The 25,088-nt window shown below is 71.5% G+C and carries 24 protein-coding genes; 11 read left to right on the plus strand and 13 right to left on the minus strand.

Annotated features, from left to right (window positions below):
• The first annotated feature begins 110 nt into the window (after positions 1-110).
• From ACFWYS_RS01670 to sucD, 3 genes are all read left to right on the plus strand, one after another.
• Positions 111-2,237, plus strand: coding sequence for a hypothetical protein (locus ACFWYS_RS01670; RefSeq protein ID WP_384762022.1), 2,127 nt, complete (start codon positions 111-113; stop codon positions 2,235-2,237).
• 515 nt (positions 2,238-2,752) lie between these two features.
• Positions 2,753-3,931: an ADP-forming succinate--CoA ligase subunit beta gene (sucC, locus tag ACFWYS_RS01675; RefSeq protein WP_384762024.1), complete on the plus strand. Its 1,179-nt coding sequence runs from the start codon at positions 2,753-2,755 to the stop codon at positions 3,929-3,931.
• A gap of 27 nt (positions 3,932-3,958) precedes the next feature.
• On the plus strand, positions 3,959-4,843 hold the full coding sequence (gene sucD / locus ACFWYS_RS01680; RefSeq protein WP_384762026.1) for a succinate--CoA ligase subunit alpha: 885 nt from the start codon (positions 3,959-3,961) through the stop codon (positions 4,841-4,843).
• Positions 4,844-4,955: 112 nt separating this feature from the next.
• On the opposite strand, the gene ACFWYS_RS01685 is transcribed toward sucD, so the two are convergent.
• Positions 4,956-6,005, minus strand: a complete 1,050-nt coding sequence (locus ACFWYS_RS01685; RefSeq protein ID WP_384762028.1) for a helix-turn-helix domain-containing protein — start codon at positions 6,003-6,005, stop codon at positions 4,956-4,958.
• Between the two features lie 96 nt (positions 6,006-6,101).
• Between ACFWYS_RS01685 and ACFWYS_RS01690 the strand changes: the two genes are divergently transcribed.
• Complete coding sequence (locus ACFWYS_RS01690) at positions 6,102-8,216, plus strand: DUF6350 family protein (protein WP_384762030.1); 2,115 nt, start codon at positions 6,102-6,104, stop codon at positions 8,214-8,216.
• A 28-nt stretch (positions 8,217-8,244) separates the two neighbouring features.
• Here the strand turns inward: ACFWYS_RS01690 and ACFWYS_RS01695 are convergent, their stop codons facing one another.
• Positions 8,245-9,018, minus strand: a complete 774-nt coding sequence (locus tag ACFWYS_RS01695; protein WP_384762032.1) for a hypothetical protein — start codon at positions 9,016-9,018, stop codon at positions 8,245-8,247.
• A 269-nt stretch (positions 9,019-9,287) separates the two neighbouring features.
• On the opposite strand from ACFWYS_RS01695, the gene purN reads away from it, so the two are divergent.
• Positions 9,288-9,926, plus strand: coding sequence for a phosphoribosylglycinamide formyltransferase (gene purN / locus ACFWYS_RS01700; protein WP_384762034.1), 639 nt, complete (start codon positions 9,288-9,290; stop codon positions 9,924-9,926).
• Entirely contained in the window at positions 9,923-11,500 is a 1,578-nt protein-coding gene (gene purH / locus ACFWYS_RS01705; RefSeq protein ID WP_384762036.1) for a bifunctional phosphoribosylaminoimidazolecarboxamide formyltransferase/IMP cyclohydrolase, read from the plus strand. The genes purN and purH overlap by 4 nt, the downstream gene beginning before the upstream one ends.
• A 38-nt stretch (positions 11,501-11,538) precedes the next feature.
• Here the strand turns inward: purH and ACFWYS_RS01710 are convergent, their stop codons facing one another.
• From ACFWYS_RS01710 to ACFWYS_RS01720, 3 genes are all read right to left on the minus strand, one after another.
• A complete protein-coding gene (locus ACFWYS_RS01710; protein WP_384762038.1) occupies positions 11,539-13,344 on the minus strand; it encodes a protein kinase in 1,806 nt (601 codons plus the stop codon).
• A 76-nt stretch (positions 13,345-13,420) separates the two neighbouring features.
• Positions 13,421-13,801 (minus strand): ATP-binding protein, encoded by a 381-nt coding sequence (locus tag ACFWYS_RS01715; RefSeq protein ID WP_384762040.1) that lies wholly within the window; start codon positions 13,799-13,801, stop codon positions 13,421-13,423.
• Entirely contained in the window at positions 13,798-13,986 is a 189-nt protein-coding gene (locus ACFWYS_RS01720; protein ID WP_384762042.1) for a hypothetical protein, read from the minus strand. The genes ACFWYS_RS01715 and ACFWYS_RS01720 overlap by 4 nt, the downstream gene beginning before the upstream one ends.
• Before the next feature lie 117 nt (positions 13,987-14,103).
• Between ACFWYS_RS01720 and ACFWYS_RS01725 the strand changes: the two genes are divergently transcribed.
• Both ACFWYS_RS01725 and ACFWYS_RS01730 read left to right on the plus strand, forming a co-directional pair.
• Complete coding sequence (locus ACFWYS_RS01725; RefSeq protein WP_384762043.1) at positions 14,104-14,958, plus strand: helix-turn-helix domain-containing protein; 855 nt, start codon at positions 14,104-14,106, stop codon at positions 14,956-14,958.
• On the plus strand, positions 14,936-15,145 hold the full coding sequence (locus ACFWYS_RS01730; protein WP_384762045.1) for a DUF397 domain-containing protein: 210 nt from the start codon (positions 14,936-14,938) through the stop codon (positions 15,143-15,145). Before ACFWYS_RS01725 ends, ACFWYS_RS01730 begins: the two co-directional genes overlap by 23 nt.
• Here the strand turns inward: ACFWYS_RS01730 and ACFWYS_RS01735 are convergent.
• The 3 genes from ACFWYS_RS01735 to ACFWYS_RS01745 all read right to left on the minus strand — a co-directional run bounded on the left by ACFWYS_RS01735 (position 15,142) and on the right by ACFWYS_RS01745 (position 18,022).
• Positions 15,142-15,762 (minus strand): M23 family metallopeptidase, encoded by a 621-nt coding sequence (locus ACFWYS_RS01735; protein WP_384762047.1) that lies wholly within the window; start codon positions 15,760-15,762, stop codon positions 15,142-15,144. The genes ACFWYS_RS01730 and ACFWYS_RS01735 overlap by 4 nt on opposite strands.
• Before the next feature lie 95 nt (positions 15,763-15,857).
• Complete coding sequence (locus ACFWYS_RS01740; protein ID WP_384762049.1) at positions 15,858-17,252, minus strand: protein kinase; 1,395 nt, start codon at positions 17,250-17,252, stop codon at positions 15,858-15,860.
• Complete coding sequence (locus ACFWYS_RS01745; protein WP_384762051.1) at positions 17,249-18,022, minus strand: FHA domain-containing protein; 774 nt, start codon at positions 18,020-18,022, stop codon at positions 17,249-17,251. Before ACFWYS_RS01745 ends, ACFWYS_RS01740 begins: the two co-directional genes overlap by 4 nt.
• 206 nt (positions 18,023-18,228) lie before the next feature.
• Between ACFWYS_RS01745 and ACFWYS_RS01750 the strand changes: the two genes are divergently transcribed.
• Entirely contained in the window at positions 18,229-18,708 is a 480-nt protein-coding gene (locus ACFWYS_RS01750; protein ID WP_384762053.1) for a peptidoglycan-binding protein, read from the plus strand.
• A gap of 184 nt (positions 18,709-18,892) precedes the next feature.
• On the opposite strand, the gene ACFWYS_RS01755 is transcribed toward ACFWYS_RS01750, so the two are convergent.
• The 5 genes from ACFWYS_RS01755 to ACFWYS_RS01775 all read right to left on the minus strand — a co-directional run bounded on the left by ACFWYS_RS01755 (position 18,893) and on the right by ACFWYS_RS01775 (position 23,083).
• Entirely contained in the window at positions 18,893-19,297 is a 405-nt protein-coding gene (locus ACFWYS_RS01755) for a hypothetical protein (RefSeq protein ID WP_384762055.1), read from the minus strand.
• Between the two features lie 92 nt (positions 19,298-19,389).
• On the minus strand, positions 19,390-20,967 hold the full coding sequence (locus ACFWYS_RS01760; protein ID WP_384762057.1) for a serine/threonine protein kinase: 1,578 nt from the start codon (positions 20,965-20,967) through the stop codon (positions 19,390-19,392).
• Complete coding sequence (locus tag ACFWYS_RS01765; protein WP_384762059.1) at positions 20,964-21,746, minus strand: FHA domain-containing protein; 783 nt, start codon at positions 21,744-21,746, stop codon at positions 20,964-20,966. Before ACFWYS_RS01765 ends, ACFWYS_RS01760 begins: the two co-directional genes overlap by 4 nt.
• A 119-nt stretch (positions 21,747-21,865) precedes the next feature.
• On the minus strand, positions 21,866-22,471 hold the full coding sequence (locus ACFWYS_RS01770) for a hypothetical protein (RefSeq protein WP_384762061.1): 606 nt from the start codon (positions 22,469-22,471) through the stop codon (positions 21,866-21,868).
• A 45-nt stretch (positions 22,472-22,516) separates the two neighbouring features.
• Entirely contained in the window at positions 22,517-23,083 is a 567-nt protein-coding gene (locus ACFWYS_RS01775; RefSeq protein ID WP_384762063.1) for a proline-rich domain-containing protein, read from the minus strand.
• A 272-nt stretch (positions 23,084-23,355) separates the two neighbouring features.
• Between ACFWYS_RS01775 and ACFWYS_RS01780 the strand changes: the two genes are divergently transcribed.
• Positions 23,356-24,210 (plus strand): bifunctional methylenetetrahydrofolate dehydrogenase/methenyltetrahydrofolate cyclohydrolase, encoded by an 855-nt coding sequence (locus ACFWYS_RS01780; protein WP_384762065.1) that lies wholly within the window; start codon positions 23,356-23,358, stop codon positions 24,208-24,210.
• A gap of 196 nt (positions 24,211-24,406) precedes the next feature.
• The gene (locus tag ACFWYS_RS01785) at positions 24,407-24,892 is read left to right on the plus strand and encodes a DUF3017 domain-containing protein (RefSeq protein ID WP_384762230.1); all 486 of its coding nucleotides are present in this window, start codon (positions 24,407-24,409) and stop codon (positions 24,890-24,892) included.
• Positions 24,893-25,088 lie beyond the last annotated feature (196 nt).

A 25,088-nucleotide genomic window follows, 5' to 3' on the forward strand; every position in this document is an offset into this window, starting at 1 on the left:
GAATGTCCCCAACCGTCCGAAGTCCCGGAGTTCTCGGAGTCAGCAGGGTTCTTCCCTCTCCGTTCTCCGGGGGCCTTCGGAGCCCCAAGATCTAGGGATCCGACGCACGCATGAACAAGAACATCCGCCGCTCGATCGTCATAGCCGCCGGTGTCACCGGTGCCTGGGCGCTCGGCTCGGCCGCCGCCAGCGCGGACGAGCTGCCCTCCTCCACCCTCTCCGTACCGGACACGGCCACTGACACGGCCGCCGACACGAATACGGCCGACAACTCCGACGCCCCCGGCCTCCTGGGCGCCGTCACCGACACCGTCGACGGCGTCGTCTCCGATGTGACGGGCACCGTCTCCGGCGTCACCGACGGCGCCACCGGCACGGCAGCCGACACGGCCAGGACGGCTCCCGCCGGCACCGCCGACCAGGCCCGCCGTTACGTCGACGCCAAGGTCACCGTCCCGGCCGCCGGAAACTCCGGTACCTCCACCGCCTCCAAGGCGGCCAAGGCCAAGGCCGCGGCGCACGTCATCCATGGCGCCAAGGCCGCTCGCGCGGACAAGGCGGCGCTGAGTGCCGCCGCGCAGGCCGAGGCCCACGGCTCCGCGGTCGCCGCCGACGCGGTCGCCGGCATCCGCGGTACGACCCCCGACACCCCGCACCACCCCGGCCCCGTCGACTATCTCTTCGGTCCCCTCGCCGCCTTCGCCCCCGAGCTGGAGCAGGCGCTCGCCGCGGCGCAGACGAAGTTGCAGGGCACGCAGGCGGCGGCCCGTTCGCAGGCGCAGGGCGTCGAGGGCGTCGTACGGACGAAGGCGGAGTACGCCGTCGCGGGCGCGGGCCGCACCGGGGCCGGCGTGCAGGACGTCGCCCGGGCCGGCGTCGCCCGCGTCCAGGGCAGGGCCACCGCCACGGCGACGGACACGCAGGCCGCCGTCACCGGCAGGGCCACCGCGGTCAAGGGGGCCGCCGAGGCATCCGTCTCCGCGGTCCCGGGCCACGTCACCGGCACGGTCGGCGGCGTGGAGCAGCGGGTCGTCGGCACGGTCAGCACCGTCCCCGGCACGGCCACCCCGGTCGTCGAGCAGACCGCCGACGCGGTCGTCCCGCCGGTCGTCACCGAGGCCGTGCACGGCGTCGTGCCGGTCGCCGGGTACGCCGTCGAGGGTGTCGTCCCCGCCGCCCAGCACGCCGTGGCCGGGGTGACACCGGTCGCCGGTGACGCGGTGTACGGCGTCCAGCCGGTGGCCACCCAGGCCGTCGCGGGCGTGCGGCCGGTCGTCGGCCAGGCGGTGGACGGCGTGGTCCCGGTCGCCCGCGGTGCGGTGGCCGGGGTCGCCCGGACCGCCGGGCACACGGTCGACGCGGCGACCGCGCTCGCGTACGGCGTCGCCGCCGACGTCCAGCCCGTGGCCACCCAGGCCGTCGCGGGCGTCCAGCCGGTCGCGGCCGGTGCGGTCCAGGGCGTGCAGCCGGTGGCCCACGGTGCGGTCGGCGACGTCCGGTACTTCGCCGACGGCACGGTCGCCGACGTCCAGCCCATCGCGTACGGCGCCGTCGCCGACGTGCAGCCGGTCGCGCAGGGCGTCACCGAGGACGTCCCGCCGTACGCCACCGGTCTGGCCGGCCAGGTCGCCGCGGACGGCACCGGCACGGTCCTGCCGCCCGTCGCCGACACCGCCGTCCACGGCGTCGTGCCGGTCGCCGGGCAGGCCGTGGCGGACGCGGACTGGCTGGCCTACGGCGTGGCGGGTGACGTGCAGCCGTTCGCGGGCGGTGTCGTCGGTCAGGTCGACCCCTTCGTGTACGGGGTCGCCGGGCAGGCCGCCCCGTTCGCCGAGGGCGTCGCCGCCCACGCGCAGCCGTTCGCGTACGGCGTCACCGGCGCCGTCCAGCCCCTCGTGGACACGGTCATGGACACGGTCCAGCCGCTCGTGCAGGGCGTCGGCGGCAGCGCCACGACCCTGGCGTACGGCGTGGCGGGTGACGTGCAGCCGTTCGCGGGCGGTGTCGTCGGTCAGGTCGACCCCTTCGCGCACGGGGTCGCCGGACAGGCCGCGCCCTTCGCCGGGGACCTGACCGGCACGGTCCAGCACTCGGCGGGCCCGCTGGCCGGTAACGCCGTCGGCGGCGCGCAGCAGGTCGCCGGGTCGGTCACGCCGGGTTACGCGCAGGACCTCCAGCAGGGCTTCCAGCAGGACCTGCACCAGAACCTCCGCGACGGCGGCGCGTACCGCATCTGACGCGCCACCCACACCGACTCCGCGGGGCGGACGGCCCCGGACGGTCGAAAGCCGTCGGCCGGTTCCGACCGGAACTCCGCGGAAGGGCCGGGTGGTCCCCATTGGGGTGGGGATCACCCGGCCGAGGCCCACAGGGGCGGCCCATTCGTGCCCCTTCGGGCTGGTCAAGGGACCTCGCCGGGTCAACCCCAGCCCGGCGAGGTCCTGGCCCGATACACGACCGGCACGACCGGCTTACATGACCGGCGTACATGACCGGAACATCACCGGCACCTCACCGTCGGCACGCCGTGCCAGTGATCACCGCTGATCGCGGCATCATGTGACAGGTATCACCGCTCAGGTGTGACCCTCGATTTAGGGGCCCTACGCAAGCAGAGATAACCTGCGAGACGGACATGCCGCGCGCTCGGACACCGTGTGCGCCTCCCTTGTGACAGCGGACGTCACGTTGCCCTTCGCGGCACGCCCACGCATCCAACGAACCGCGAGATCACTGATAGGGACGGAAGCGCGTGGACCTGTTCGAGTACCAGGCGAGGGACCTCTTCGCCAAGCACGATGTACCGGTGCTGGCCGGTGAAGTCATCGACACGCCTGAGGCGGCCCGCGCAGCCACCGAGCGCCTCGGTGGCAAGTCCGTCGTCAAGGCTCAGGTGAAGGTCGGTGGCCGTGGCAAGGCCGGCGGCGTCAAGCTGGCCGCGACCCCGGACGAGGCCGTCGCCCGCGCGACGGACATCCTCGGCATGGACATCAAGGGCCACACGGTCCACAAGGTGATGATCGCCGAGACGGCCCCGGAGATCCTGGAGGAGTACTACGTCTCCTTCCTCCTCGACCGTGCCAACCGCACCTTCCTCTCCATCGCCTCCGTCGAGGGCGGCATGGAGATCGAGGAGGTGGCGGCCACCCGTCCGGACGCCGTCGCCAAGATCGCGATCGACGCCATCGACGGCGTGGACGAGGCCAAGGCCCGCGAGATCGTCGAGGCCGCCAAGTTCCCGGCCGAGGTCGCGGACAAGGTCGTGAACGTCCTCATCACCCTGTGGGACACCTTCATCAAGTCGGACGCCCTCCTCGTCGAGGTCAACCCGCTCGCGAAGGTCGCCTCCGGTGACGTCATCGCCCTCGACGGCAAGGTGTCGCTCGACGACAACGCCGAGTTCCGTCACGACTGGGACGAGCTGCACGACAAGGAAGCGGCCAACCCGCTTGAGGCCGCCGCCAAGGAGAAGAACCTCAACTACGTCAAGCTCGACGGCGAGGTCGGCATCATCGGTAACGGTGCCGGTCTGGTCATGTCGACCCTCGACGTCGTCGCGTACGCCGGTGAGAACCACGGCAACGTCAAGCCGGCCAACTTCCTGGACATCGGCGGTGGCGCCTCCGCCCAGGTCATGGCCAACGGCCTGGAGATCATCCTCGGCGACCCGGACGTCAAGTCCGTCTTCGTCAACGTCTTCGGTGGCATCACCGCCTGTGACGAGGTCGCCAACGGCATCGTCCAGGCCCTGAAGCTCCTTGAGGACCGCGGCGAGAACGTCACCAAGCCGCTCGTCGTCCGCCTCGACGGCAACAACGCCGAGCTCGGCCGGCAGATCCTCACCGACGCCAACCACCCGCTGGTCCAGCGCGTCGACACCATGGACGGCGCGGCCGACAAGGCCGCCGAACTGGCTCACGCCGCCAAGTAAGCACTCAGGACGAGGACACAACACACCATGGCTATCTGGCTCAACAAGGACAGCAAGGTCATCGTCCAGGGCATGACCGGCGCCACGGGCATGAAGCACACCAAGCTCATGCTCGGTGACGGCACCGAGGTCGTGGGCGGCGTGAACCCGCGCAAGGCGGGTCAGACCGTGGACTTCGACGGCACCGAGGTACCCGTCTTCGGGACCGTCAAGGAGGCCATCGAGCAGACCGGCGCCAACGTCTCCGTCATCTTCGTGCCGGAGAAGTTCACCAAGGACGCGGTCATCGAGGCCATCGACGCCGAGATCGCGCTGGCCGTCGTGATCACCGAGGGCATCGCGGTGCACGACTCCGCGAACTTCTGGGCGTACGCCGGCAAGAAGGGCAACAAGACCCGGATCATCGGCCCGAACTGCCCCGGCATCATCACTCCGGGCCAGTCGAACGTCGGCATCATCCCGGGCGACATCACCAAGCCGGGCCGTATCGGCCTGGTCTCGAAGTCCGGCACGCTGACGTACCAGATGATGTACGAGCTGCGTGACATCGGCTTCTCGACCGCCGTCGGCATCGGTGGCGACCCGATCATCGGCACCACGCACATCGACGCGCTCGCCGCGTTCGAGGCCGACCCCGAGACCGACCTGATCGTCATGATCGGCGAGATCGGTGGCGACGCCGAGGAGCGGGCCGCGGACTTCATCGCGAAGAACGTGACCAAGCCGGTCGTCGGCTACGTCGCGGGCTTCACCGCGCCCGAGGGCAAGACCATGGGTCACGCCGGCGCCATCGTCTCCGGTTCGTCGGGCACCGCCCAGGCGAAGAAGGAGGCCCTGGAGGCCGCGGGCGTCAAGGTCGGCAAGACGCCGACCGAGACCGCCAAGCTGGCGCGCGAGATCCTCGGCGGCTGAATCGGCCGAGTTGGCTGAGCCGATCGAGGTAAACGGCTGAGTTTCGGTGGGCCTGCTCCCTGCTTGGGGGGCGGGCCCACCGGCGTTTACGGCGGATGCTCCCCGTCGCCGTTCAGCCGGTCTGCGGTACGAGTCTCTCCGGGCCGCTCGCGGTCGATGCCCGCAGCTTCTCCCGCAGTTCCAGCTCCTTCTCCGACAACGGCCCCGGCGCCAGCCTCGGCGGAACCCCCCGCACCGTCTCCCCGGGCGGCACCGGCGGCTCGTACTGGGTCGGAGCCGTGCGCAGTGTCAGCGCCGTCGTGCCGATGAGGGCCACCGTGAACGCGATCGCGGCCCGGGTCCAGAACCGGGCCCGGCGTTCGCCGCCGCTGCGCACCTCCGGGGGCCGGGCGGCACGGAGGCGTTCCGCGGAGGCCAGTTCGGCCAGCCGGTCGTGGAGCTCGGTGGGATCGGACAGGGCCGGCAGCCGGTCGGCGACGGCGGCACGGGCGTGCAGGAGACGCCTCGCGGTCGCCGGAGTGCTCGCCTCCGACTCCGCCGCCGTCTCGGGCAGGTCGAGGCCCACACCGTCGTAGAGGAGAAGCGTGCGGCGCTGGGGCGGCGGGAGTTTGAGGAGTACGTCGAGCAGGGCGCGGTCGGAGGCGTCGGCGGGCGGGGGTTCGGGGTGCCGGTAGCGGGGGCGGAACCGGTGCCAGGGGGAGAGGGCGAAGTCGTACGCCGTCGCCCGCACCCAGCCCGCCGGGTCCCGGTCGCGGGCCACCTCCGGCCAGCGCTGCCAGGCGAGCTGGAAGGCCCGCTCGACCGACTCCCGGGCCAGCTCGCGGCGCCCGGTGAGCAGGTAGGTCTGCCGGACGAGGGCGGGGGCGCAGAAGGCGTAGAGAGCGTCGAAGGCCTGGGCCGGGGTGAGGGCCCGTTCCTTCGTCACCTTGCGCTCCGCCGCGCCCTCCTGAGCCGCCGTCTCTTTCGCCAGGGTGTAGAGCAGTTGGGCGTACGCGTCCCTTCTGATGCCGCGCGGAGTCGTACGGCCGGTCTCCCACGCGCGTACCGTCTCGCGGCTGACGCCCACCCGCGACGCGACCTGAGCCTGCGTCAAGGAACCGGCCTCGCGCAGGCGTCGGCGGTCCTCGGGCGGGGGGAGCTGGGGTGCAGAGCTCTGCGTCACCGGGCGCCCTTCCGTGCGAAAAGGTACATAAACATATATTGGGCGACACTTCGGAGGTTCGCCTGTTACGACGGGAAAGCGCGTGTCGTTGGGAGCATGGCGAGCGTGACCGAACTGACCGCTCGCCGAAGGCCCCCGTCGTCCCCGCTCACGCACCTGCACGGCCGAAGGCCCGGGCTCGGTGTGAGCTTCCTGGGCGGTGCGGTGGCGGCAGGGCTGGGGCTCGGGATGTTCGCCGTACTGGTGATGGTGCTGTGGGTCAGTTCGCCGTATCCGGACAGCGGGCCGGGCGGTGCGCTGCGGATCGCCGCCGTGCTGTGGTTGCTGGCGCACGGCGCCGAACTGGTCCGCGCCGACACCCTCTCCGGCGTCCCCGCGCCGATTGGTGTCACGCCGTTGCTGCTGTTCGCGCTGCCGATGCTGCTGGTGCACCGGGCGGCCCGGGACGCGGCGGCCGACGGCGGCGAGGGGGAGCCGCTCGTGCCCGGGCCCACGGTGTGGGCGGGCGTCGTGCTCGGGTACCTCGGGGTCGGGGCGGCGGCAGCGGCGTTCGCGGCGCGGGGTGAGCTGCGGCCCGACTGGTGGTGGACCGTGCTGTGGGTGCCGGTGGTCGTGACGGTCGCCGCGGGGGCGGGCGTGTGGACGGCGTGCGGGCAGCCGCCCGAGGCGGTGGAGCGGGTGCTGGTCGCGTTGCCGCGATGGGTACGGCGGCTGGTGCCCGGGGTGGCGGCGCGCGCCCGTCTCGGTGTGGCGGCGCGGGCCGGGGGCGCCGGAGTGGCGGTGCTCGTCGGGGGCGGGGCGGTACTGGTGGGTGCGTCCCTGGTGTGGCACGGCGCGGCGGCGCGGGGGTCGTTTCTGCACCTGACGGAGGGGTGGTCGGGGCGGTTCGCGGTACTGCTGCTGTGCGCGGCGCTCGTGCCCAACGCGGCGGTGTGGGCGGCGTCGTACGCCCTGGGGCCGGGGTTCGTGCTCGGGGCGGGGCATGTGGTGGGGCCGGCGTCCGCTGCCCCGGCGCCGCTGCTGCCGCCGTTCCCGCTGCTGGAGGCGGTGCCCGGGGCGGGGGTCGAGGGACCGGTTCGGTGGGGGATCGGGGCGCTGCCTGTTGTCGCCGGGCTGGTGGTGGGGTGGTTCGTGGCTCGGGCTGCGGTGTGGGACGGGGACGTGGGGATCGAGGAGGAGACGGCCGTAGGTGAGGGTGGGTCGGCTTCTGGTGGGGCTCGGACCCGGGGCGGCCGGGCGGTTGAGGGAGTTCGGACGAAGGGCGGGGGAGCCTCTGAGGGTGCTCGGACCCAGGCTGGGCGAGCCTCTGGGGCGGCCGGAGGGCAGGCCGGGCGGGTGCCCGTGGTGCTCTGGTCAGGTGCGCGTACCGCGGGGATCGCCGTGCAGGCCTCCGTCTTCTGCGGGGTCGCCTTCGCTCTGCTGGGCGCGCTGTCGGGTGGGCCGTTGGGGGTCGGGGTGCTCGCGCGGTTCGGGCCGGTGTGGTGGCAGGTGGGGGGCGCGGCACTGGGGTGGGTCCTGGTGACCGCGGTTCCCGTGGCCGTGGCGGTGCGGGGGTGGCGGTGCCGGTCGGGACGGGCGGTGTCGGCGGTGCCGGTTCGCGAGGCGCCGGGGGCGCTGATCGGCTGGCCCTGTGTGGAGGGGTTGGGGGAGCGCGTCTCGGGTGGCGGTGCGCGGCGGTTGCTGGGGAGGCTGCCGCTGGTCGGCGGGTGGCTGTCGCGGGACTCCGGGGCGGGGGAGAGCGACGGTGCGTCTGCCGGGACGGCATCGCGGGCGGGGCGCACCATCTACGACCAGGAGGTGGCGCCGGACCAGGCCGTTCCGCGTCAGGGGGCCGGCGACCAGGGTCAGGACGGTCGGTCCGGGGAGGGCGGCCAGGGCCTTGCGGACGATGCCGACGACGATGAGATCCCGTACGTGGAGTACGACCACGACACCACGTTCGAGCCGTACGACTTCCCGTCCAGCGAGCCGCCCCCGGAGCCGCCGCCTTCACTGCCGTCGGAGCCGTCGGAGCCGCCGGTCACTGTTGAGGACTCGGAGCCGCCGGAGTCGTCGAACACTGTCGAGGACTCGCGGCCGTCTGGCGCCGTTGACGACTCGGAGCCGTCGGACGCCATCGAGACCTCGGACGTGCCGGACGTGCCGGATGCCCCGGAGGCCTCTCAGGATCAGGAGCGCCCCGACCCGCCCAAGGGCACGGCATCGCCGTGAACGATGAGGGGCCCGCCCGGCCCGCCCCTCACTCCGTGTTCCCCAGAACCCCCCGCAACTGCTCCGGCAGAAGCTCATTGCACGACTGCTTGGCCTCGTTGGTCAGCGCGTCATTCGTGCACGTGTAGTAGTCGCTGTACACCATCTGCGCCGTGAACCCGGCCGCCACCACCGCGATCGCGAGGGACGCGGTGACGAGGCCGCTCACCGCCGCCGTCGTCTGGGGGCGGCCGGAGGTCTGAGGTGCCGGGGAGTCCGGGTCGGGGGTGCGCGGCTTGGTGCGCAGGCTGCTGATGCCCCAGTAGAGGGCCAGCGCGCCGAGGAGCAGGGCCACGTACGGCCAGCTGAACAGGGCGAAGAAGAAGGCCCACATGCCGGAGAGCAGGGCGAACCGGGCCCGGCGCTGGGCGGGGTCGGTCGGGTCCCAGCGCATGCCCGTGCCGGGGCTGCCGCCGCCGGGGCCGTCCTGGCCGCCGCGGGGACGGTCGCCGAAGCCGCCGGGGGAGCGGCCCGGCTGGCGGTCGCTCCACTGGTTGCCCCAGGGGGACTCGTCGCCGTCGCCCTCCCCCGAGCTGCCTTGCGGCCGAGGCTGCCAGGGGCGGTCCGGGGTGCCCTCCGGCGGCGGTGCGAAGGGGTTGTCCTGCTGCTTCTGGCCGTCACGGCCCCGCTCGTCGCCGTTCTGCCCGCCCGAGGGCGCGTCCGGCGGTGAGGCGGGGCGCTCCCGCAGCAGCATGCCGCTGTGCTCCCCTCCCTGTACCGACTGCGGGGGGAGCAGGTGGAGTCGCAGGCTGCGGTCCGGCATCAAGTGAGCGTCTTCCCCTTGTGAACTGGTGTCTCGCGTCGAGCTGTCACTTCGTGAACGCACCGCACACCGACCGCGTTCCCGAGCCCGCTCGTCGCAGACGCTACCTTCCGGCCACGCCCCCGTCCCATGGGGGCCGCCCGGTGTGCCGGTATCGTTGCTGACGGTCGGCTGCTTCGTAGACTTCCCCGTATCCCGGGGCGCGATGCATTCGTATGAACATACAGACCGGCCGCACGAAGAACGCACCCCCGAGAAAGGGCCCCACCGTGGCCGCCAAGCCCGTGGCCGAGCGTGCCAAGCGCCTGGTCGTGCTGGTCTCCGGATCCGGCACCAACCTTCAGGCGCTGCTCGACGAGATCGCCGCCGTCGGCACCGAGGCGTACGGCGCGCAGATCGTGGCCGTGGGCGCCGACCGCGCGGACATCGAGGGGCTGGCACGGGCCGAGCGTGCCGGGCTGCCGACCTTCGTGTGCAAGGTCAAGGACCACGGCAGCCGGGAGGAGTGGGACGCGGCGCTCGCGGAGGCGGTCTCCGCCCACGAGCCCGACCTCGTCGTCTCCGCCGGGTTCATGAAGATCGTGGGGAAGGAGTTCCTCGCGCGTTTCGGCGGGCGGTTCGTCAACACCCACCCCGCCCTGCTCCCCAGTTTTCCCGGCGCCCACGGCGTCCGCGACGCCCTCGCGTACGGCGCCAAGGTCACCGGCTGCACCGTCCACTTCGTCGACGACGGCGTCGACACCGGGCCGATCATCGCTCAGGGCGTGGTCGAGGTCCGCAACGAGGACGACGAGAGCGCTCTGCACGAGCGCATCAAGGAAGTCGAGCGAAGGCTGCTCGTCGAGGTCGTGGGGCGGCTCGCCCGCAACGGCTATCGCATTGAGGGACGAAAGGTAGTTATCCAGTGACCGCCGACAGCACTGTCACGGCCGAGAGCAAGCGGGTCATCCGTCGCGCGCTCGTCAGCGTCTACGACAAGACGGGTCTCGAAGACCTCGCGCGCGGGCTGCACGAGGCGGGCGTCGAGCTCGTGTCGACCGGCTCCACGGCCGGCCGTATCGCCGCCGCCGGTGTCCCCGTCACCAAGGTCGAGGAGCTCACCGGCTTCCCGGAGTGCCTGGACGGCCGCGTCAAGACGCTGCACCCGCGCGTGCACGCGGGCATCCTCGCCGACCTGCGGCTGGAAAGCCACCGGCAGCAGCTGGACGAGCTGGGCGTGGCGCCCTTCGACCTCGTCGTCGTCAACCTCTACCCGTTCCGCGAGACCGTCGCCTCGGGCGCCTCGCCCGACGAGTGCGTGGAGCAGATCGACATCGGCGGCCCGTCCATGGTGCGCGCCGCCGCCAAGAACCACCCGTCCGTGGCGGTCGTCACCAGCCCTGCCCGTTACGCCGATGTGCTGGAGGCCGTGCAGAGCGGCGGCTTCGACCTCGGCACCCGCAAGCGGCTCGCGGCGGAGGCCTTCCAGCACACGGCCGCGTACGACGTCGCGGTCGCGAGCTGGTTCGCCTCCTCCTACGCCCCCGTCGACGAGTCGCAGTTCCCCGACTTCCTCGGCGCCACCTGGGAGCGCGAGAACACCCTCCGCTACGGCGAGAACCCGCACCAGCCCGCGGCCCTCTACGTGTCCGGCACCGGCGGCCTCGCCGAGGCCGAGCAGCTGCACGGCAAGGAGATGTCGTACAACAACTACACGGACACGGACGCCGCCCGCCGTGCCGCGTACGACCACGCCGAGCCGGCCGTCGCGATCATCAAGCACGCCAACCCCTGCGGTATCGCGGTCGGCGCGGACGTCGCCGAGGCGCACCGCAAGGCACACGCGTGTGACCCGCTGTCGGCGTTCGGCGGTGTGATCGCCGTCAACCGGCCGGTCAGCAAGGAGATGGCGGAGCAGGTCGCCGAGATCTTCACCGAGGTCATCGTCGCGCCGGACTACGAGGACGGCGCGCTGGAGGCCCTGGCCAAGAAGAAGAACATCCGCGTCCTCAAGGCCCCCGCAGCGCCCGCCAACCCGGTCGAGGTCAAGCCCATCGACGGCGGCGCCCTCCTCCAGGTCACCGACCGCCTCCAGGCCGACGGCGACGACCCGGCCAACTGGACCCTCGCGACCGGCGAAGCCCTCTCCGCCGAGGAGCTGGCGGAGCTGGCCTTCGCGTGGAAGGCATGCCGGGCCGTCAAGTCCAACGCGATCCTGCTCGCCAAGGACGGCGCCTCGGTCGGCGTCGGCATGGGGCAGGTCAACCGGGTCGACTCCGCGAAGCTGGCGGTGGAGCGGGCCGGTGCCGAGCGCGCGCAGGGGGCGTACGCCGCCTCGGACGCGTTCTTCCCCTTCCCCGACGGCCTGGAGATCCTCACCGCGGCCGGCGTCAAGGCCGTGGTCCAGCCCGGCGGTTCGGTCCGTGACGAGCTGGTGGTCGAGGCCGCGCAGAAGGCGGGCGTGACGATGTACTTCACCGGGACCCGGCACTTCTTCCACTGACGGAACACCAGCCTGGGCGGCGCTCCGGCGGTACGACGCTACGTCGAACCGCGCAGCGCCGCCCAGGTGTTGGGCCCGACCTGACCGTCGACCTCCAGCCCCTTGGCGCCCTGGAACTTCTTGACCGCCGAGTCGGTCTCCGCGCCGAACTCACCGTCCACGCCCGCACCGCCCACGCTGTAGCCGCGCTGGGTCAGCATGCACTGCACCTGCACGACGCGCTGTCCACGGTCGCCGCGTTGGGTCAGTTCGCTGCCGGAGTAGTAGGTGCACTGGGAGATCCACGGCGGGGTGGCGGGCTCGGTCGCCGTCTGGGTGGGGGTGGGGGTCGGGGCGCTGCCGCCACCGTCGCCGCCGCCCGCGTCGCCGTCGGAGGTCGCGGAGGGTTTGTCGGCGGGAGTGGCCTGCGTTCCGCCCGCACCGCCTCCGGATGCGTTCGGGCTCTCCGACTCCTTCCCTTCCTGCTTCCCCGGGGCCGTTTCCTTCCCCTTGTCCTTGTCGCCGGAGGGTGAGGCGGAGGAGCTGTGGGTGGGGGAGGCCTCGGCGTCGCCCGGAGTGGCGCTGGCGCTCGCCGTCGGTGTGGCGGAGGCCGTTTCGTCGGCGGCCGGGCGGGTGAGGAAGAAGGCCCCCGCGGCGACGGCGCACACGGCGAGGCTCGCGACGACGGCGAGGGCGACCCTGCGCTTGCGCCGCCTGCCGTCGTCGTCCGGCGTCGGTCCCTGCGCGGGCGTGGCGTACGGCTCCGGCGGTGTCGGCGGCCCATAGGCAGGGGTGGGACCGGGGGCGGCGACGGATGCGGTCGCGGCCGTACTGAACGGCGGCGCGGGCTGAGCGGGCGCGCGCAACTGGACGGTCCCCTGGACGGAGACCTGTTCCAGTACGTCGCAGGCCTGCCGTCGGTCGACCAGCCGGGCATTCAGCGGCTCGTGCCAGGCGGCGGCGCGGCCGTGACCGGCGGCCGTCGCGGCGTCGAGGAGCTGCCGCGGGGTGGGACGCCCGACGGGGTCCTTGGCGAGGCAGGCGGCCAGGAGGGCGGCCAACGCCGGGTCCACGGCGGAGAGTTCGGCCATGATCTCCGGCTTGGGTTCCTCGAACGCGACCCGGTGCATCACGTCGACGCCGGTCCCGTCGCCGAAGGGCGCGTGCCCGGTGGCGGCGTAGCTCAGGCTCCCGGCCAGCGAGAACACGTCCGAGGCGGTGTCGCAGTTGCCCTCGCGCAGATACTCGGGCGACATGAAGGCGGGCGTGCCGACCCGGGCGCCGGTCGTCGTTATGGCGCTGCTGTCGGCGGCCTGCGCGATACCGAAGTCGATGACGTGCGCGCCCTGCAGGGACAGGATCACGTTGGACGGCTTGAGGTCGCGGTGTACGACGTCGGCGGCGGACAGCGCCGACAGGGCCTGCCCCAGCTCCGCCACCAGCCGCCACACCCCGGCGGCGCCGAGCGTGCCGCACTCGCGGACGGCGTCGGCGAGGTTCAGTCCCGGCAGGTACTGCGTCGCCATCCACAGCAGCGAGTCGTCGAACCCGGTGCCGAGCAGATCCGGAGTGCGCGGCGTGTGCACCCGGCCGTGCACGGCGGCCTCCCGCTCGAAGCGCTTGCGGAAGCGGACGTCCTCGGCGTACTCGGGCCGGATCACCTTGACGGCGGCGAGGCCGGGGGCGTTGTCGGCGGGACGGGCCAGGTAGACGTGGCCCATCCCGCCGCTGCCGAGGAGGCCGATCGGGATGTAGGAGCCGATCCGCCCCGGGTCCCTGGACCCCAGCGGACGTGCTCCGGCCTGCTGCAACGCGTCGCCCTCGGACGCGGGAGGGTGCGGCGGCGTCGGCCGTTCGTCTGACATGGGTCCCCCGAAGTGCTGCCTTCTCACAACGCACGCTTGCGTCACGCCAGTCGGCAGAAGGCTACCGCCCCCGACCTCAGGGCCGCTCAGTCGGCAGCTCGCACCACACCGTCTTGCCCGCCGGGGTCAGCCACACGCCCCACCGCCGCGTGATCGCGTCCAGCAGCAGAAGCCCACGGCCGGTCTCGTCGTCCTCGCCGGGATGCCGTGCGATGAGCCACGCGTGGGCATCCGGGTCGGTTACCTCCAGCCGCGTACAGCCGTCCGGGGCGCGGAACAGACGGACGGTCACCGGTGTCGCCTCGCCGACATGGTCGATCACGTTCGTCAGTAACTCGCTGACACAGAGCTGGACTTCGGAACAGGGTGCGCCCAGGTACTCGCGAACGGTGCGACGTACCTCCGGTACGGCCTTGGGGAGCGCGAGCAGTTCGAGGACGAGGGGTGGTCGACTCACCGTTCGGCCGCCCTGCGGAGCGCGGCGGCCAGCGCCTCGGCGGTGGCGAGATTGCAGTTTCCGAGCGCGATGAGAGGGCGTGTGGGCAGCGCGGTGAAGGAGGGCAGGTCGACACCGAGGGAGGGGAGGGTGATGCCGTTCGCCGTGAGCGCGGCGCGGAGTTCTTCGAGGTGGGGGTCGGGCATGGGGGAGGCCTCCGTGTTGCGTTCCGTAGTGAATCGCTCACAGAGTGACGGCAAGTTGCGTACCGTGAAAGGGGTTTCGGCTGTGCATGAGCAAGTAAGAAACGGTGGTGGTGGGTTGTGCCCGCGAAGAAGGACCCTGATGCGTCCACGAGCGTTCCCTGCTTCTACGGCGCCGAGTTGCGCTGGAAGAGGGAGCAAGCGGGGTTGACGCTGGAGCAGTTGGTGGAGGGGAGTTTCCGGGGGATCTCGTTCCTGAGCCAGATTGAGCGAGGGGAGCGGGGGATGCCGCTGGACTTCGCTCGGCATGCGGACGAGCGGCTGGGGACCGACGGGTTTTTCCAGCGGCGGTGTGAAGATGCGGCGAAGGCGCGGCGTGCGGGGCACCCGCTGTACTTCGCGGACGTGCCGGACCTAGAGAAGCAGGCTGAGACCCTGGAGGAGTGGCAGCCCAATGTTGTTCCCGGGTTGCTTCAAACTGCGGGGTACATGCGGGGGCTCATTAAGTACGAGGCGCCGTTTACGCCACCGGAGGTGGCCGAGCAACGAATCAGCGCTCGGATGGCGCGTGCAGAGCTGTGGGAAAGGGAGGATCGCCCGACCTACTGGGTGATCCTGCGAGAGTCGGTCATCCGAAGAGCACCGCACTCACCGGCAGTGATGGCCGAGCAGTTGGAGCACATCGCGGACGTGATCCGGTCCACGCAGAGCATTCTCCAGATCGTGCCGGAAACGACTCCCATGCATCCCCTCCAGCACGGTATGGCCAAGATCATGACCTTTGCTGATGCGCCTCCGCTGGTGTGGGTGGACCGTAACTACGACGGCCAGGCCATCGACTTTCCGGCCCTCGTGAAGGGATACCAGCGCGACTACGATCTGCTCAGGGCCGTCGCACTCCCACCGGAGACGTCCCTTGCCCTGATCGATGAAGCAGCGAGGACCTACAGACATGAAGCGCAGCAAGGGGATTGACCTGAGCCTCGTCGTATGGCGCAAGAGCAGCTACAGCGATGCACAGGGCGCCGACTGCGTCGAAGTGGCCGACAACCTCCCCGGCGCCGTCGTCCCCGTCCGCGACTCCAAGAACCCCAAGGGCCCAGCCCTGGTGTTCCCCCACCAGTCCTGGGCCCTCTTCCTGGATTCCCTCAAGGCGTCCTAGCAGTTCTTGCTGACGACGTCCGTCCACACCTTCCCCGCGCCCGTGTACTGCTTGCCGTTGAAGTGCACGGGCTTGCGGTTGGCCTCGGTCGGGATGCCGTTCGTCTTGTAGCGCTGCTCGTAGTGCATGTGGGCCCAGCCGCCGCTGTTGCTGCCCGTCGCGCCGATGCGGCCGATCTTGGTGTTCGCCTTGACGTTGTCGCCCTTCTTGACGTACTTGTCGTGCCTGTCCTTGAGGTGGTAGTAGGCCGTGTACCAGCCGCCTCCGTGCTTGATGATGATGACGTTCCCGGCACCCCGGTCCCAGAAGGTCTTGGCGACCGTGCCCTTGTAGCCGGGGTACACCGCCAGGCCCGAGGATCCGGGGTTGCCCTTCTTCACGATGTCCAGCGCCGGGTTGTGTCCGCTGTCGTACGTGTTGAGCTGCCAGTGGGTGTTGCAGGCGAACGGCATCTGGAACTTGGGCTTGGCCGCCGCGACCACATCGGCCGCCGCCCGGTCGGTGTTCGGTGCGGCCGTCGCCGTGGCGGCGAGCTGCGCGCCGAGCGTGAGGGCGAGGGCGCCGGTCGTGAGCGCCATGGTCGTCCTGCGGCGGGCGGTCAGGGCAGGTGTCTTCATCACTTGTCTCCCCGTGGTCGTTCTTGGTTGCGGACACGCCAAGCATTGGGCGCCCGTCGCGAGTGCGGTACCTGCAAAGTTGTAGGGAGCCCGTCTCAGCAGGCCGGCACCCACACATGAGAGCGGATCACCAGACCACCCGGGTCAGGGAAATTGATCTTCTGGAGTTCCTGGAGGCAGCCGAACGGCTCCTTCCTGTTGGCCTCGCGGTACAGCTTGACGTCGTGGTGGGGGTCGCCGGTGTAACCGTTGTTGAAGGCCGACCTCGGCCGGGTGGTCTTCGCCCAGTCGCAGGTGACGATGCCGCCGATCCAGTCGTCGTCGTACTCGTACCAGGCGCACATCTCGCCCTGTCCGTCCGGCTTCGTGAAGAAGCAGACGTCGCCCTGGTCGCAGCGCGCGTACCCCTGCGGCGCGGGCTCGCGCAGGGCGAGGAGGCCGGCGGCGGCCAGTGACACCGCCGCGATCGCCGCGAGTGTGCCGAGCACGGCAGGATGCGGGCCGCGCCTCGGCTTCAGCCGGGGCAGACGTGGGGAACGGGCCGCTCCGGCCGCCGACTCGACCCGGCGGAGCAGGGACTGCGCGGTGTGCGCGGCGCGCTCGGCGTGGGTGGGGGCGAGGCAGTCGGTGACGATCTGCCGCCAGACGTCCGGGAGTTCGGACGACAGCCGCAGCTCGTCCCGGCCCTTGGCGTAGCGCTGGACGGCCTCCCGGCGTGCTGTCGGGTTCGTTCCGGGGAACGGCAGGCTGCCGGTCAGCACCAGGTGGGCGAGGACGCCGAAGGCCCAGATGTCGGCGGTGAGGCGGGTCTGGTGGCCGCGTTCGCCGACCTCGGCCCACAGGAGCTCGGGCGGGGTGTAGTCGGAGGTCGTGAACGCGGGGGAGTAGGCATGGGTGCCGTCCAGCTCGGCGGCCAGGTTGAAGTCGGCGAGCCGGACCGAACCGTCCGCCATCAGCAGCACGTTGGCCGGTTTGAGGTCGCCGTGCACCCAGCCCGCGTGATGCAGATGGGCCACCCCCTCGCAGATCTGGGCGACCAGGGACGGCCCGCCCGGGACGGCCACGGCATGGTCGGTCTGTGCCCCGCGACGGCCCCGCAGCCGGGCCGACAGCTGATCGAGCAGCTGGTCGAGGGAGCCCTCTGCGCGTTCCAGTACGAGGACCGTGGCGCCGTCGAGACCGGGGCGGTCGGGGTCGTCCACGGTCAGCGCCTCGTACATCCGGATGAGGCGCGGACGCTGGAGCCGACGCAGCAACTCGGTCTCCCGCTCGGCGAGTTCACGCAGGTGGCGCAGCTGGCGCGGGGTGCGTGTGCCGGTGGGCAGGAACTTCAGCGCGACCTCGTCCGGCCGGTCCTCGGCGGGTTCGGCGCACCGGGCGGCGTACACGCTGCCGAAGCCGCCGGACGCGATGGCCTCGCGCACCTCCCAGGCGCCGACGCGGTAGCCACGTGGCACCTCCACAGCGTGCGCCGACGACTCGCCGCTCATCGGACGACGCTCCGGTCCGCGTCCAGCCGGTCCCCGTTCAGCCGGTTCGCGTCCAGCAGGGCCAGGTCGTCCTCGCGTACGAGGTCGAAGCGCAGGGCCAGGGAGACCAGGCGCTCCTTCTTGCCGTTGAGGCGCGGTCCGCCGCCCGGCACGGTGTCCGGGGCCGGTTTGAGGCGCAGCTTGACCGCGAGGTAGTCGATGTTCCACGCCACCGACGTACGGGAGGCCGCGGGCCACAGCGGGCGCAACTGCTCGGCCAGTTCCTCGGCGGTCGGCAGCGGGGCGTGCGGTTCGCCGCGCAGACGGGCGGCGCACAGGGCGACCAGGACGTGGAAGTACCGCTTGCCACGGTCGAGCGGGAAGGCGCACGTGGTGGGCACCCCGTCCCGTGGACCGGCGCGGTCCAGGAAGTCGTGGCGCGGAGCCCACACGTCGAAGCTCAGCAGCTCGTTCCCGGCGGGCAGCACCACACGGGCGAACTCGAACGGCACCGGGGCGTCGAGCCGGCCCGGCGCGACCTTGATGTGCTCGCCCGCGCCCTCCGGGTTCTCGACCACGTACGTCTGCGCGCTGCTCAGATTGCTGATCCGCCAGTAGGCACCCGCGGCGGTGATCTCACCAGCCGTCCGCGAGACGCCCTCGTGGGCGATGGTCAGATGCGGGCCGTGCGGTCCTGCCACACGGCCGAACGGCAGGGAGTCACCCGGCTCCAGGCGAAGATGATCGTCCGGGCGCGTGCTGTGCATGGGCACGACGATGATGCTGTGCATGGCTGTTTCCTCCCCCGACAGAAACTGCGGTCAGAGTAGGAGGAGACCCCACCGGCATCGCAAGGGCATGCAGAAACGGCGTGTCATGCACAAAGAGTGCGGCCTCCTGCGATGGCTCCCTATAACTCTTCAGGTACCGCTCCCGTGCGTGCCCCCCGAAACTCATCTGTGTCAACGCACGACCACTGAGTTGAACGGGGAAGCACATGCGATCAAGCCTCCTGACGAGGACGCTCGTCAGCGCCGTCACCGTCGTCGGCATCGCCGCCGGGAGCCTGGCGACCGCCGGTACCAGCGTTGCGGCGTCCGAGCCGGTCGCGAAGCCGGCGGCGGTTTCCGGGGACGTCAGCACGCTCGCGGTGAACAACTTCGGCCTGAACGCCACGCAGGCGAAGAAGGTCCAGGCCTGGCTGAAGAAGTACCACGGCTACAGGGGCTCGCTCGACGGGAAGCTCGCCGGCAGCAGCTGGAAGTCGTTCCAGAAGCCCCTCAAACGGTACTGGGGTTACAGTGGCGCGCTCGACGGGAAGCCCGGCAAGAACACGGTGAAGGCGCTGCAGCGCATGCTGAAGAAGGGCTACGGCTACCGCGGCGCGATCGACGGTATCGCCGGATCGGGCACCAAGGCCGCGTTCAAGCGGTTCGCCGACAAGGCCCCCTCCGCCAAGCCGAACGGGCTCCGCTAGCCAACCGCAGTCGAGTGGTGCGCCCCTCGGTGACGGGACCGGGGTCGCGCCACTCGGCAGTCGGTCAGCCGTTCAGTTCGTCCGCACTGTGCCTGACCGCGGCTCCGAGGCTTTCCCGTGGCATGGCGCGGCGCGGCCTCCGACCCTCCCCCGAGGGAGCCGGAGACCGCCGCTCTACGCCGGGTCAGCAGGTCGCCAGGCCCGGAACCGGCTCGTAGTTGTTGCCGCCCGACACCTTCGTCGCCGGGAACCAGCCCCAGCCGCCGTCCGAGTAGGCCTTGTCGCCCTGGGTGTAGAGCCACCAGTTGTTGCGGGCGTCGCCCACCGGCGGGTTCTCGCCGTACTTGACCTGGCAGACGAACCAGTTGTCCCCGGCGTACAGATAGCCGGTGTCGGTGTCGCCGAAGCCGACGACGCCGGCCTGGTAGTTGTGGCAGTAGCGGGCGGTGTACGTCTTGCCGCCCGGCCCCTGCTTCTGGCCCGCGTTCCCCCAGCAGCCGTCCGCCGCCAAGGCGCTCGTCGGCGTCAGGGCGACCGCCCCCGTGGCGAGTACGGCTGCCGCGCCCAGCGAAGCGAGGATGCGCTTCATCGTCGGTGTCCTTCCGGTCCTGCCACCCCCGTTGGTGGACAGGACCACGATGCCGTCGGCCGCTCGCGCGCGGTACCTCAGACGTCTCAGGGTCACTTCTTGCCGGGCGGCGTGTACTCCTTGAGGTAGTGAGCGACGCGGGCGGCGTAGTCGCGGTACTTCGGGGGAACCCCGCCCGCGTTGTTCACCACCTTGGTCGACGTCCGGTACGCCGCCGCCAGCAGCACCTGGCGGTCGCCGGACAGCCCCTTTTTGTCGAGGAGCGGTTGCATGTAGCAGAGGTAGCGGCCGACGGCCGGGATGGACTCGGCGGGAGTGATGGGCGGCCTGGGGGTCTCGGTCGCGGGTACGCCGTCGTCGCGGATCCACCAGCGCAGCAGGCTCGGCGTCCAGCGCGCGATGCCGTACTCGCCCTCCTTGCCCTCGGAGGGGTCGGAGAGGTCCGGGTCGAAGTTGCTCTCCGCCTTCAGCAGGGCGGCGATCAGCGCGGGCGTGACCTCCTCGTGGACGCAGTTGTGGGCCGAGTCGACGATGAGGCGCCGGTAGGTCACCGGGATGCCCTTGTCGGTACGGAGTTCGGCGGCGCCGTAGGAGGCGGCCGTGACCTTGGTGGGCCCGCTGCCCGGCGTGCCACCGCCGCCGTCCGTGCCGTCGCCGGCCCAGGTGCTGATGCCGTAGCCGAGGGCGGACACGGCGACGACGGCGGCCGCGGCGGCCGCCACTGCCGTACGGCGGGAGCGGCGACGGGGGAGGAGGGCCCGCGGCAGGCGCGGTGAGCGACCCGTGCCGGCCACGGCCTCCACACGCCGCAGCAGGTCCTGGGTGTCGACGCGGTCCTCGTGCGTGCGGGTCAGACAGTCGCGGACGATCTCCCGCCAGGCGTCGGGGAGTTCGGAGGACAGACGCAGTTCGTCGGTGCCGCGGGCGTAGGCGGCGGCGGCGTCGCGGCGGGCCGAAGGGGTGGCGCCGGGGAGCGGGAAGGAGTCGGTGAGGAGCAGATGGGCCAGGACACCGAACGCCCAGACGTCCGCCGAGGGACGGATCCGCCGGCCGCGCTCGCCGATCTCCGACCAGAGCAGCTCGGGCGGCGTGTAGTCGGGGGTGGAGAAGGCGGGCGTGTACGCGTGTGTGCCCTCCAGCTCCGCCGCCATGTTGAAGTCGGCGAGCCGCGCCGAACCGTCCGCCATCAGCAGGACGTTGGCGGGCTTGAGGTCGCCGTGCACCCAGCCCGAGTGGTGCAGCTGGGCCAGTCCCTCGCAGATCTGCGCGAGCAGGGCGGGCCCGGCGGCGGGGCGGGGCTCGGCCGCGACCAGGGCGGACAGCGAGCCCTCGGCCCGCTCCAGTACGAGGATGGTGGCGCCGTCCAGGGCGGGGCTGGCCGGGTCGTCGACGACGAGGGTGTCGTACATCCGGATCAGCCGCGGCTGCTTCAGACGGCGGTGCAACTCGACCTCGCGGTCGATGAGTTCGCGCAGGTGGGTGAGTTGGCGGGGGGTTCCGGTGCCGGTCGGCAGGAACTTCAGGGCCGCCGTGCGGGGCAGGTCCCGTGAGCCGTCCGTGCGCCGCGCCTCGTACACGCTTCCGAACGCCCCCGTGGCGATCGGCTCCCGCACCTCCCACACGCCCACCCGGTACCCCTTCGGCACCGGCACGGCGTAAGGCTCGGTCACCGGGCCGCCCGGCCGGACGACGAGGCCGGGGAGGCGGTAGAGGCCGATGCAGAGGAGGTCTCTCTCAGTACGACGAGGTCGTCCTCCCGTACGAGATCGAACCGCAGCGCCAGCGACACCAGGGACTCCTTCTTGCCGTTGAGGCGCGGGCCGGTGTCCGCCGTCTCCGGGGCGGGCTTGAGGCGCAGCTTCACGGCGAGGTAGTCGATGTTCCACTGGACGGAGGTGCGGGACGCGGCGGCCCAGGTGGGGCGGAGCCGGTCCACGACCTGGTCGACCGTGGGCAGCGGGGCGTGCGGTTCGCCGCGCAGGCGGGGTTCGCACAGGGCGGCCAGGACCGCGAAGTACCGCTTCGTGCGGTCCATGGAGAAGGCGGGCGCGGTGGTGGCGCCGTCCAGGCCGCCCGCGATGTTGTAGTCGTGCCGCGGCGCCCACACCTCGATCGCCAGCAAGTCGCCGGCCGCGGGCAGCACGATCCGCGAGAACTCGAAGGGCACCGGCGCGTCGAGCCGGCCCGGCCCGACCTTGATGTGCTCGCCCGCGCCCTCCGGGTTCTCCACGACGTAGGTCTGCTCCCGGCTCAGGTTGCTGAGTATCCAGAAGGCGCCCTGGGCGGTGATCTCACCCGCCCTGCGGGACACCCCGTCGTGCGCGATCGCGAGGTCGTTGTCGGAAACGGAACGCCCGAAGCTGAGCCGCTCACCCGGTGCGAGGCGGAGCTGCGTGCGGTTGGTCTCTTCCTCCGTGGTCGGCGGAGGTACCACGATAATGCTGTACAAGGTGCGTCTCCCCGTGCCTGACAGCTACCGACGTCAGAGTAGGACGACGTGGCGGGGCCGTGTCCCCCTCATACGGGTGAGACACGGCCCTTCGCTGTTATTGGCGTGAACTCAGCCCCTCAGTAACGCGGTCGCCGGAACCATTCTGCGGTGGCGCGCTTCGCGGAGAACACGATCAGCAGGATGGCGGCGATCATGATGAGCAGCCCGAGGCCGTAGGCGGCGAGCATGAATATGCCCGTGACGATGGCGAACGAGCCGTAGACGATCGAGCACACGCGAACGCCGTTGCCGCCCTTGGCGTACTGGAGCAGCAGCACCAGACCGAGGACCGCGAACACCGCGGCGAGCCCGACGAAGAAGACGACGACGCCCTTGCCCACGTCCGCGAAGCGCCCGGCCTCGGTGTCGCCGCTGATGCCCGCGTTCGCCATCTCCTCGTCCCAACGGGACAGGACCCAGATGTACGCGCCCGCGATGATCACATGGGCGAGGACGACCAGCCCCAGCATGATCCGCGCCGCCTTCGTGATGCCCGGCATCACGGCGGGACCGGCCGGAGGGTAGCCGCCGTACGGCTGCTGCACCGGCGGAGCGGTCGGGTAGGCGCCGTACGGCTGCTGCGGCGGGACTCCTGGAGGAGCCTGCTGCGGGTAGCCGTAGCCGGGAGCGGGCGGTTGCTGCGGTGGGGGCCCGTACGGGTTGTTCGGGTCGCCGAAACTCATGGCGGTGTTCCTCCGTCTATGTCCTGCTCTTGCCTGCCGGTGAGGTCAGTAGCGCGGGCGGTTGAACCACGCGGAGCCGTTGGAGTTGCCGACGAAGATGGCGACCAGGATGGCGAGCACGGTGTGAACGAGGCCCACGACGATGAACGGGTAGATGCCGAGAATCGCGGTGAGGATGCCGAAGACCAGCGCCGTGATACGGACGCCGTTGCGGCCGGAGTTGAACTTCACCGCCAGCACGATCGCCCACACGCCCCAGGCGAGCGCGAACGCCGTGACGGCCCACAGCATGCCCGTCGAGTAGTCGGCCAGCTGCTGGAACGCCGCGTCGTCCTGGAGCGTCGAGTCGTTCTTCGCGGCGGTGACGCTGGCCGCGGAGAAGGCGAACAGCGCGACGCCCAGGAGCTGGAGACCGGCGATGACCCACAGCAGAACGCGAGCCGCGCTCACCGTGCCGGGCATGGAGGTCGGAGCCATGGCGCCCTGGTAGGCGCCCACCGGCGGGGCCTGCGGGTAGCCGTAGCCGGGAGCCTGGGGCTGCTGCGGGTAGCCGTAGCCCGGCTGCTGGCCCTGGGGCGGGCCGTAGGGGTTGTTCGGGTCGCCGAAGCTCATGGCGGTCTTTCCTCCGTTGGTTCCTGTGCGGGGACGACGCGCGGCACGGTAAGGAGGAAAGCGTTCTGTATGCGGTCGTCCCCCCGGTGCTGCCCGCGGTATGCGCGTCTCATCGTTCTTTAGGGTCCTCTTTCTTGTCCAGCCGCAGACCGTATGTGTTGTGCAAGTGCAACATCACTGATCATGGGCGGATACGGGCGGAGATGGGGTGACCGAGGCCACGTCAGACCCGGATTGGAACCGGGAGGGCGTCATCCGGGAGGATGGGAGGCATGACCGCCCAGATTCTCGATGGCAAGGCCACCGCAGCCGCGATCAAGTCCGATCTGACCGCCCGCGTGGCGGCGCTGAAGGAGAAGGGCGTCACGCCCGGCCTCGGCACCATCCTCGTCGGGGAAGACCCCGGCAGCCAGAAGTACGTCGCCGGCAAGCACCGCGACTGCGCGCAGGTCGGCATCGCCTCCATCCAGCGCGAACTGCCGGCCACGGCGACGCAGGACGAGATCGAGGCGGTGGTGCGGGAACTGAACGAGGACCCCGCCTGCACCGGCTACATCGTCCAGCTGCCCCTCCCCAAGGGCATCGACGAGAACCGGATCCTGGAACTCATGGACCCGGACAAGGACGCCGACGGACTCCACCCGATGAACCTCGGGCGCCTGGTGCTCAACGAGCCCGCCCCGCTGCCCTGCACCCCCAACGGCGTGCTCACGCTCCTGCGCCGGTACGGCGTCGAGATCAAGGGCGCCGAGGTCGTGGTCGTCGGCCGCGGTGTCACCATCGGCCGCCCGATGCCGCTGCTGCTGACCCGGCGCAGCGAGAACGCCACCGTGACCCAGTGCCACACCGGCACCCGCGATCTGGCGGCGCACCTGCGCGGCGCGGACATCATCATCGCGGCCGCCGGCTCCGCCCATCTGATCCGCCCCGAGGACGTGAAGCCGGGCGCCGCCGTCCTCGACGTCGGTGTCTCGCGCAACGCCGAGGGCAAGATCGTGGGCGACGTCCACCCCGGCGTCGCCGAGGTGGCCGGCTGGATCTCCCCGAACCCCGGCGGCGTGGGTCCGATGACCCGGGCGCAGCTGCTGGTCAACGTGGTCGAGGCGGCGGAGCGCAGTGTCGGCTGAGGGCGGCGCCGACAGGGCGGAGACGACTCGGCGGGCTGAGAGGGCCGAGCGGGCCGACGGCGCTGAGCGGGTCAACGGGGTCGAGCAGGCCGACGGGGCCGAGCGGGTCAACGGTATCGAGCGGGCCGACGGGGCCGAGCGGGTCAACGGTATCGAGCGGACTGAGCGGGTCGATGAGGTCGACGCGGGCGACGGGATCGGCGCGGGCGACCGTGCCGACGCGGGCGACGGGATCGATGAGATCGAGGTCCGGGATGCCGTGAGCGCGCCCGATGCCGAGGGCAGGCCCCGCCGGACCACCCGTCGCTTCCCCCTGTTCACCAAGGACACGGCACGTCCCGAGGGTGGCGGCCGCGCGGCCTCCGGTGATCTGCCGGCCCCCGCCCGGCAGTGGCCGGTCCTTCTCGTCCTCGGCCTGGTCGGGGTGGGCCTGCTGGTCACCGCGCTCGACGTGTTCCGCGCCGGCATCCTGCTGATCGGCAGCGCCCTGCTGGCCGGTGCGGTGCTGCGGTGGCTCCTGCCGAGCGTCGGCATGCTCGCCGTACGCTCCCGCTTCACCGACATCGTGACGTACGGCGTGCTGGGCCTCGTGATCGTGCTGCTGGCGTTGATGGCGCAGCCGGATCCGCTGCTGAAGGTGCCGTTCCTGAAGGACGCGTTGCACTTCACGGTGGACAGCTGACGCCTGCGCCTCGGGCCCGGTGCATGACGGCGGCCCGTCCTCTCCCCCGAGGAAGGACGGACCGCCGTCTGCGTCAACCCTCGGGCACCCTGAAGGCACTGTTCAACGGCTGTCAGTGCGCTGTGGCACGGAGGTGACCGTTCCGGTACGTCGGTGTCGTCGGGGGGCCGTCGGGCGGTGCGTCGGGGGGTGCGTC

It is taken from the genome of Streptomyces sp. NPDC059010 (assembly GCF_042740355.1).
In the GTDB taxonomy this organism is placed as follows: domain Bacteria; phylum Actinomycetota; class Actinomycetes; order Streptomycetales; family Streptomycetaceae; genus Streptomyces.

Bases quoted from the DNA above. Each gene is read 5' to 3' on its own strand.
- ACFWYS_RS01735 (WP_384762047.1), bottom strand. From the start codon at position 15,762: ATGAAGACACCTGCCCTGACCGCCCGCCGCAGGACGACCATGGCGCTC.
- ACFWYS_RS01770 (WP_384762061.1), bottom strand. From the start codon at position 22,471: ATGAGTTTCGGCGACCCGAACAACCCGTACGGGCCCCCACCGCAGCAA.
- ACFWYS_RS01710 (WP_384762038.1), bottom strand. From the start codon at position 13,344: ATGTCAGACGAACGGCCGACGCCGCCGCACCCTCCCGCGTCCGAGGGC.
- ACFWYS_RS01720 (WP_384762042.1), bottom strand. From the start codon at position 13,986: ATGCCCGACCCCCACCTCGAAGAACTCCGCGCCGCGCTCACGGCGAAC.
- ACFWYS_RS01690 (WP_384762030.1), top strand. From the start codon at position 6,102: ATGGCGAGCGTGACCGAACTGACCGCTCGCCGAAGGCCCCCGTCGTCC.
- ACFWYS_RS01780 (WP_384762065.1), top strand. From the start codon at position 23,356: ATGACCGCCCAGATTCTCGATGGCAAGGCCACCGCAGCCGCGATCAAG.
- sucD (WP_384762026.1), top strand. From the start codon at position 3,959: ATGGCTATCTGGCTCAACAAGGACAGCAAGGTCATCGTCCAGGGCATG.
- ACFWYS_RS01695 (WP_384762032.1), bottom strand. From the start codon at position 9,018: ATGCCGGACCGCAGCCTGCGACTCCACCTGCTCCCCCCGCAGTCGGTA.
- ACFWYS_RS01745 (WP_384762051.1), bottom strand. From the start codon at position 18,022: ATGCACAGCATCATCGTCGTGCCCATGCACAGCACGCGCCCGGACGAT.
- ACFWYS_RS01750 (WP_384762053.1), top strand. From the start codon at position 18,229: ATGCGATCAAGCCTCCTGACGAGGACGCTCGTCAGCGCCGTCACCGTC.
- ACFWYS_RS01670 (WP_384762022.1), top strand. From the start codon at position 111: ATGAACAAGAACATCCGCCGCTCGATCGTCATAGCCGCCGGTGTCACC.
- ACFWYS_RS01755 (WP_384762055.1), bottom strand. From the start codon at position 19,297: ATGAAGCGCATCCTCGCTTCGCTGGGCGCGGCAGCCGTACTCGCCACG.
- ACFWYS_RS01730 (WP_384762045.1), top strand. From the start codon at position 14,936: ATGAAGCGCAGCAAGGGGATTGACCTGAGCCTCGTCGTATGGCGCAAG.
- ACFWYS_RS01775 (WP_384762063.1), bottom strand. From the start codon at position 23,083: ATGAGCTTCGGCGACCCGAACAACCCCTACGGCCCGCCCCAGGGCCAG.
- ACFWYS_RS01740 (WP_384762049.1), bottom strand. From the start codon at position 17,252: ATGAGCGGCGAGTCGTCGGCGCACGCTGTGGAGGTGCCACGTGGCTAC.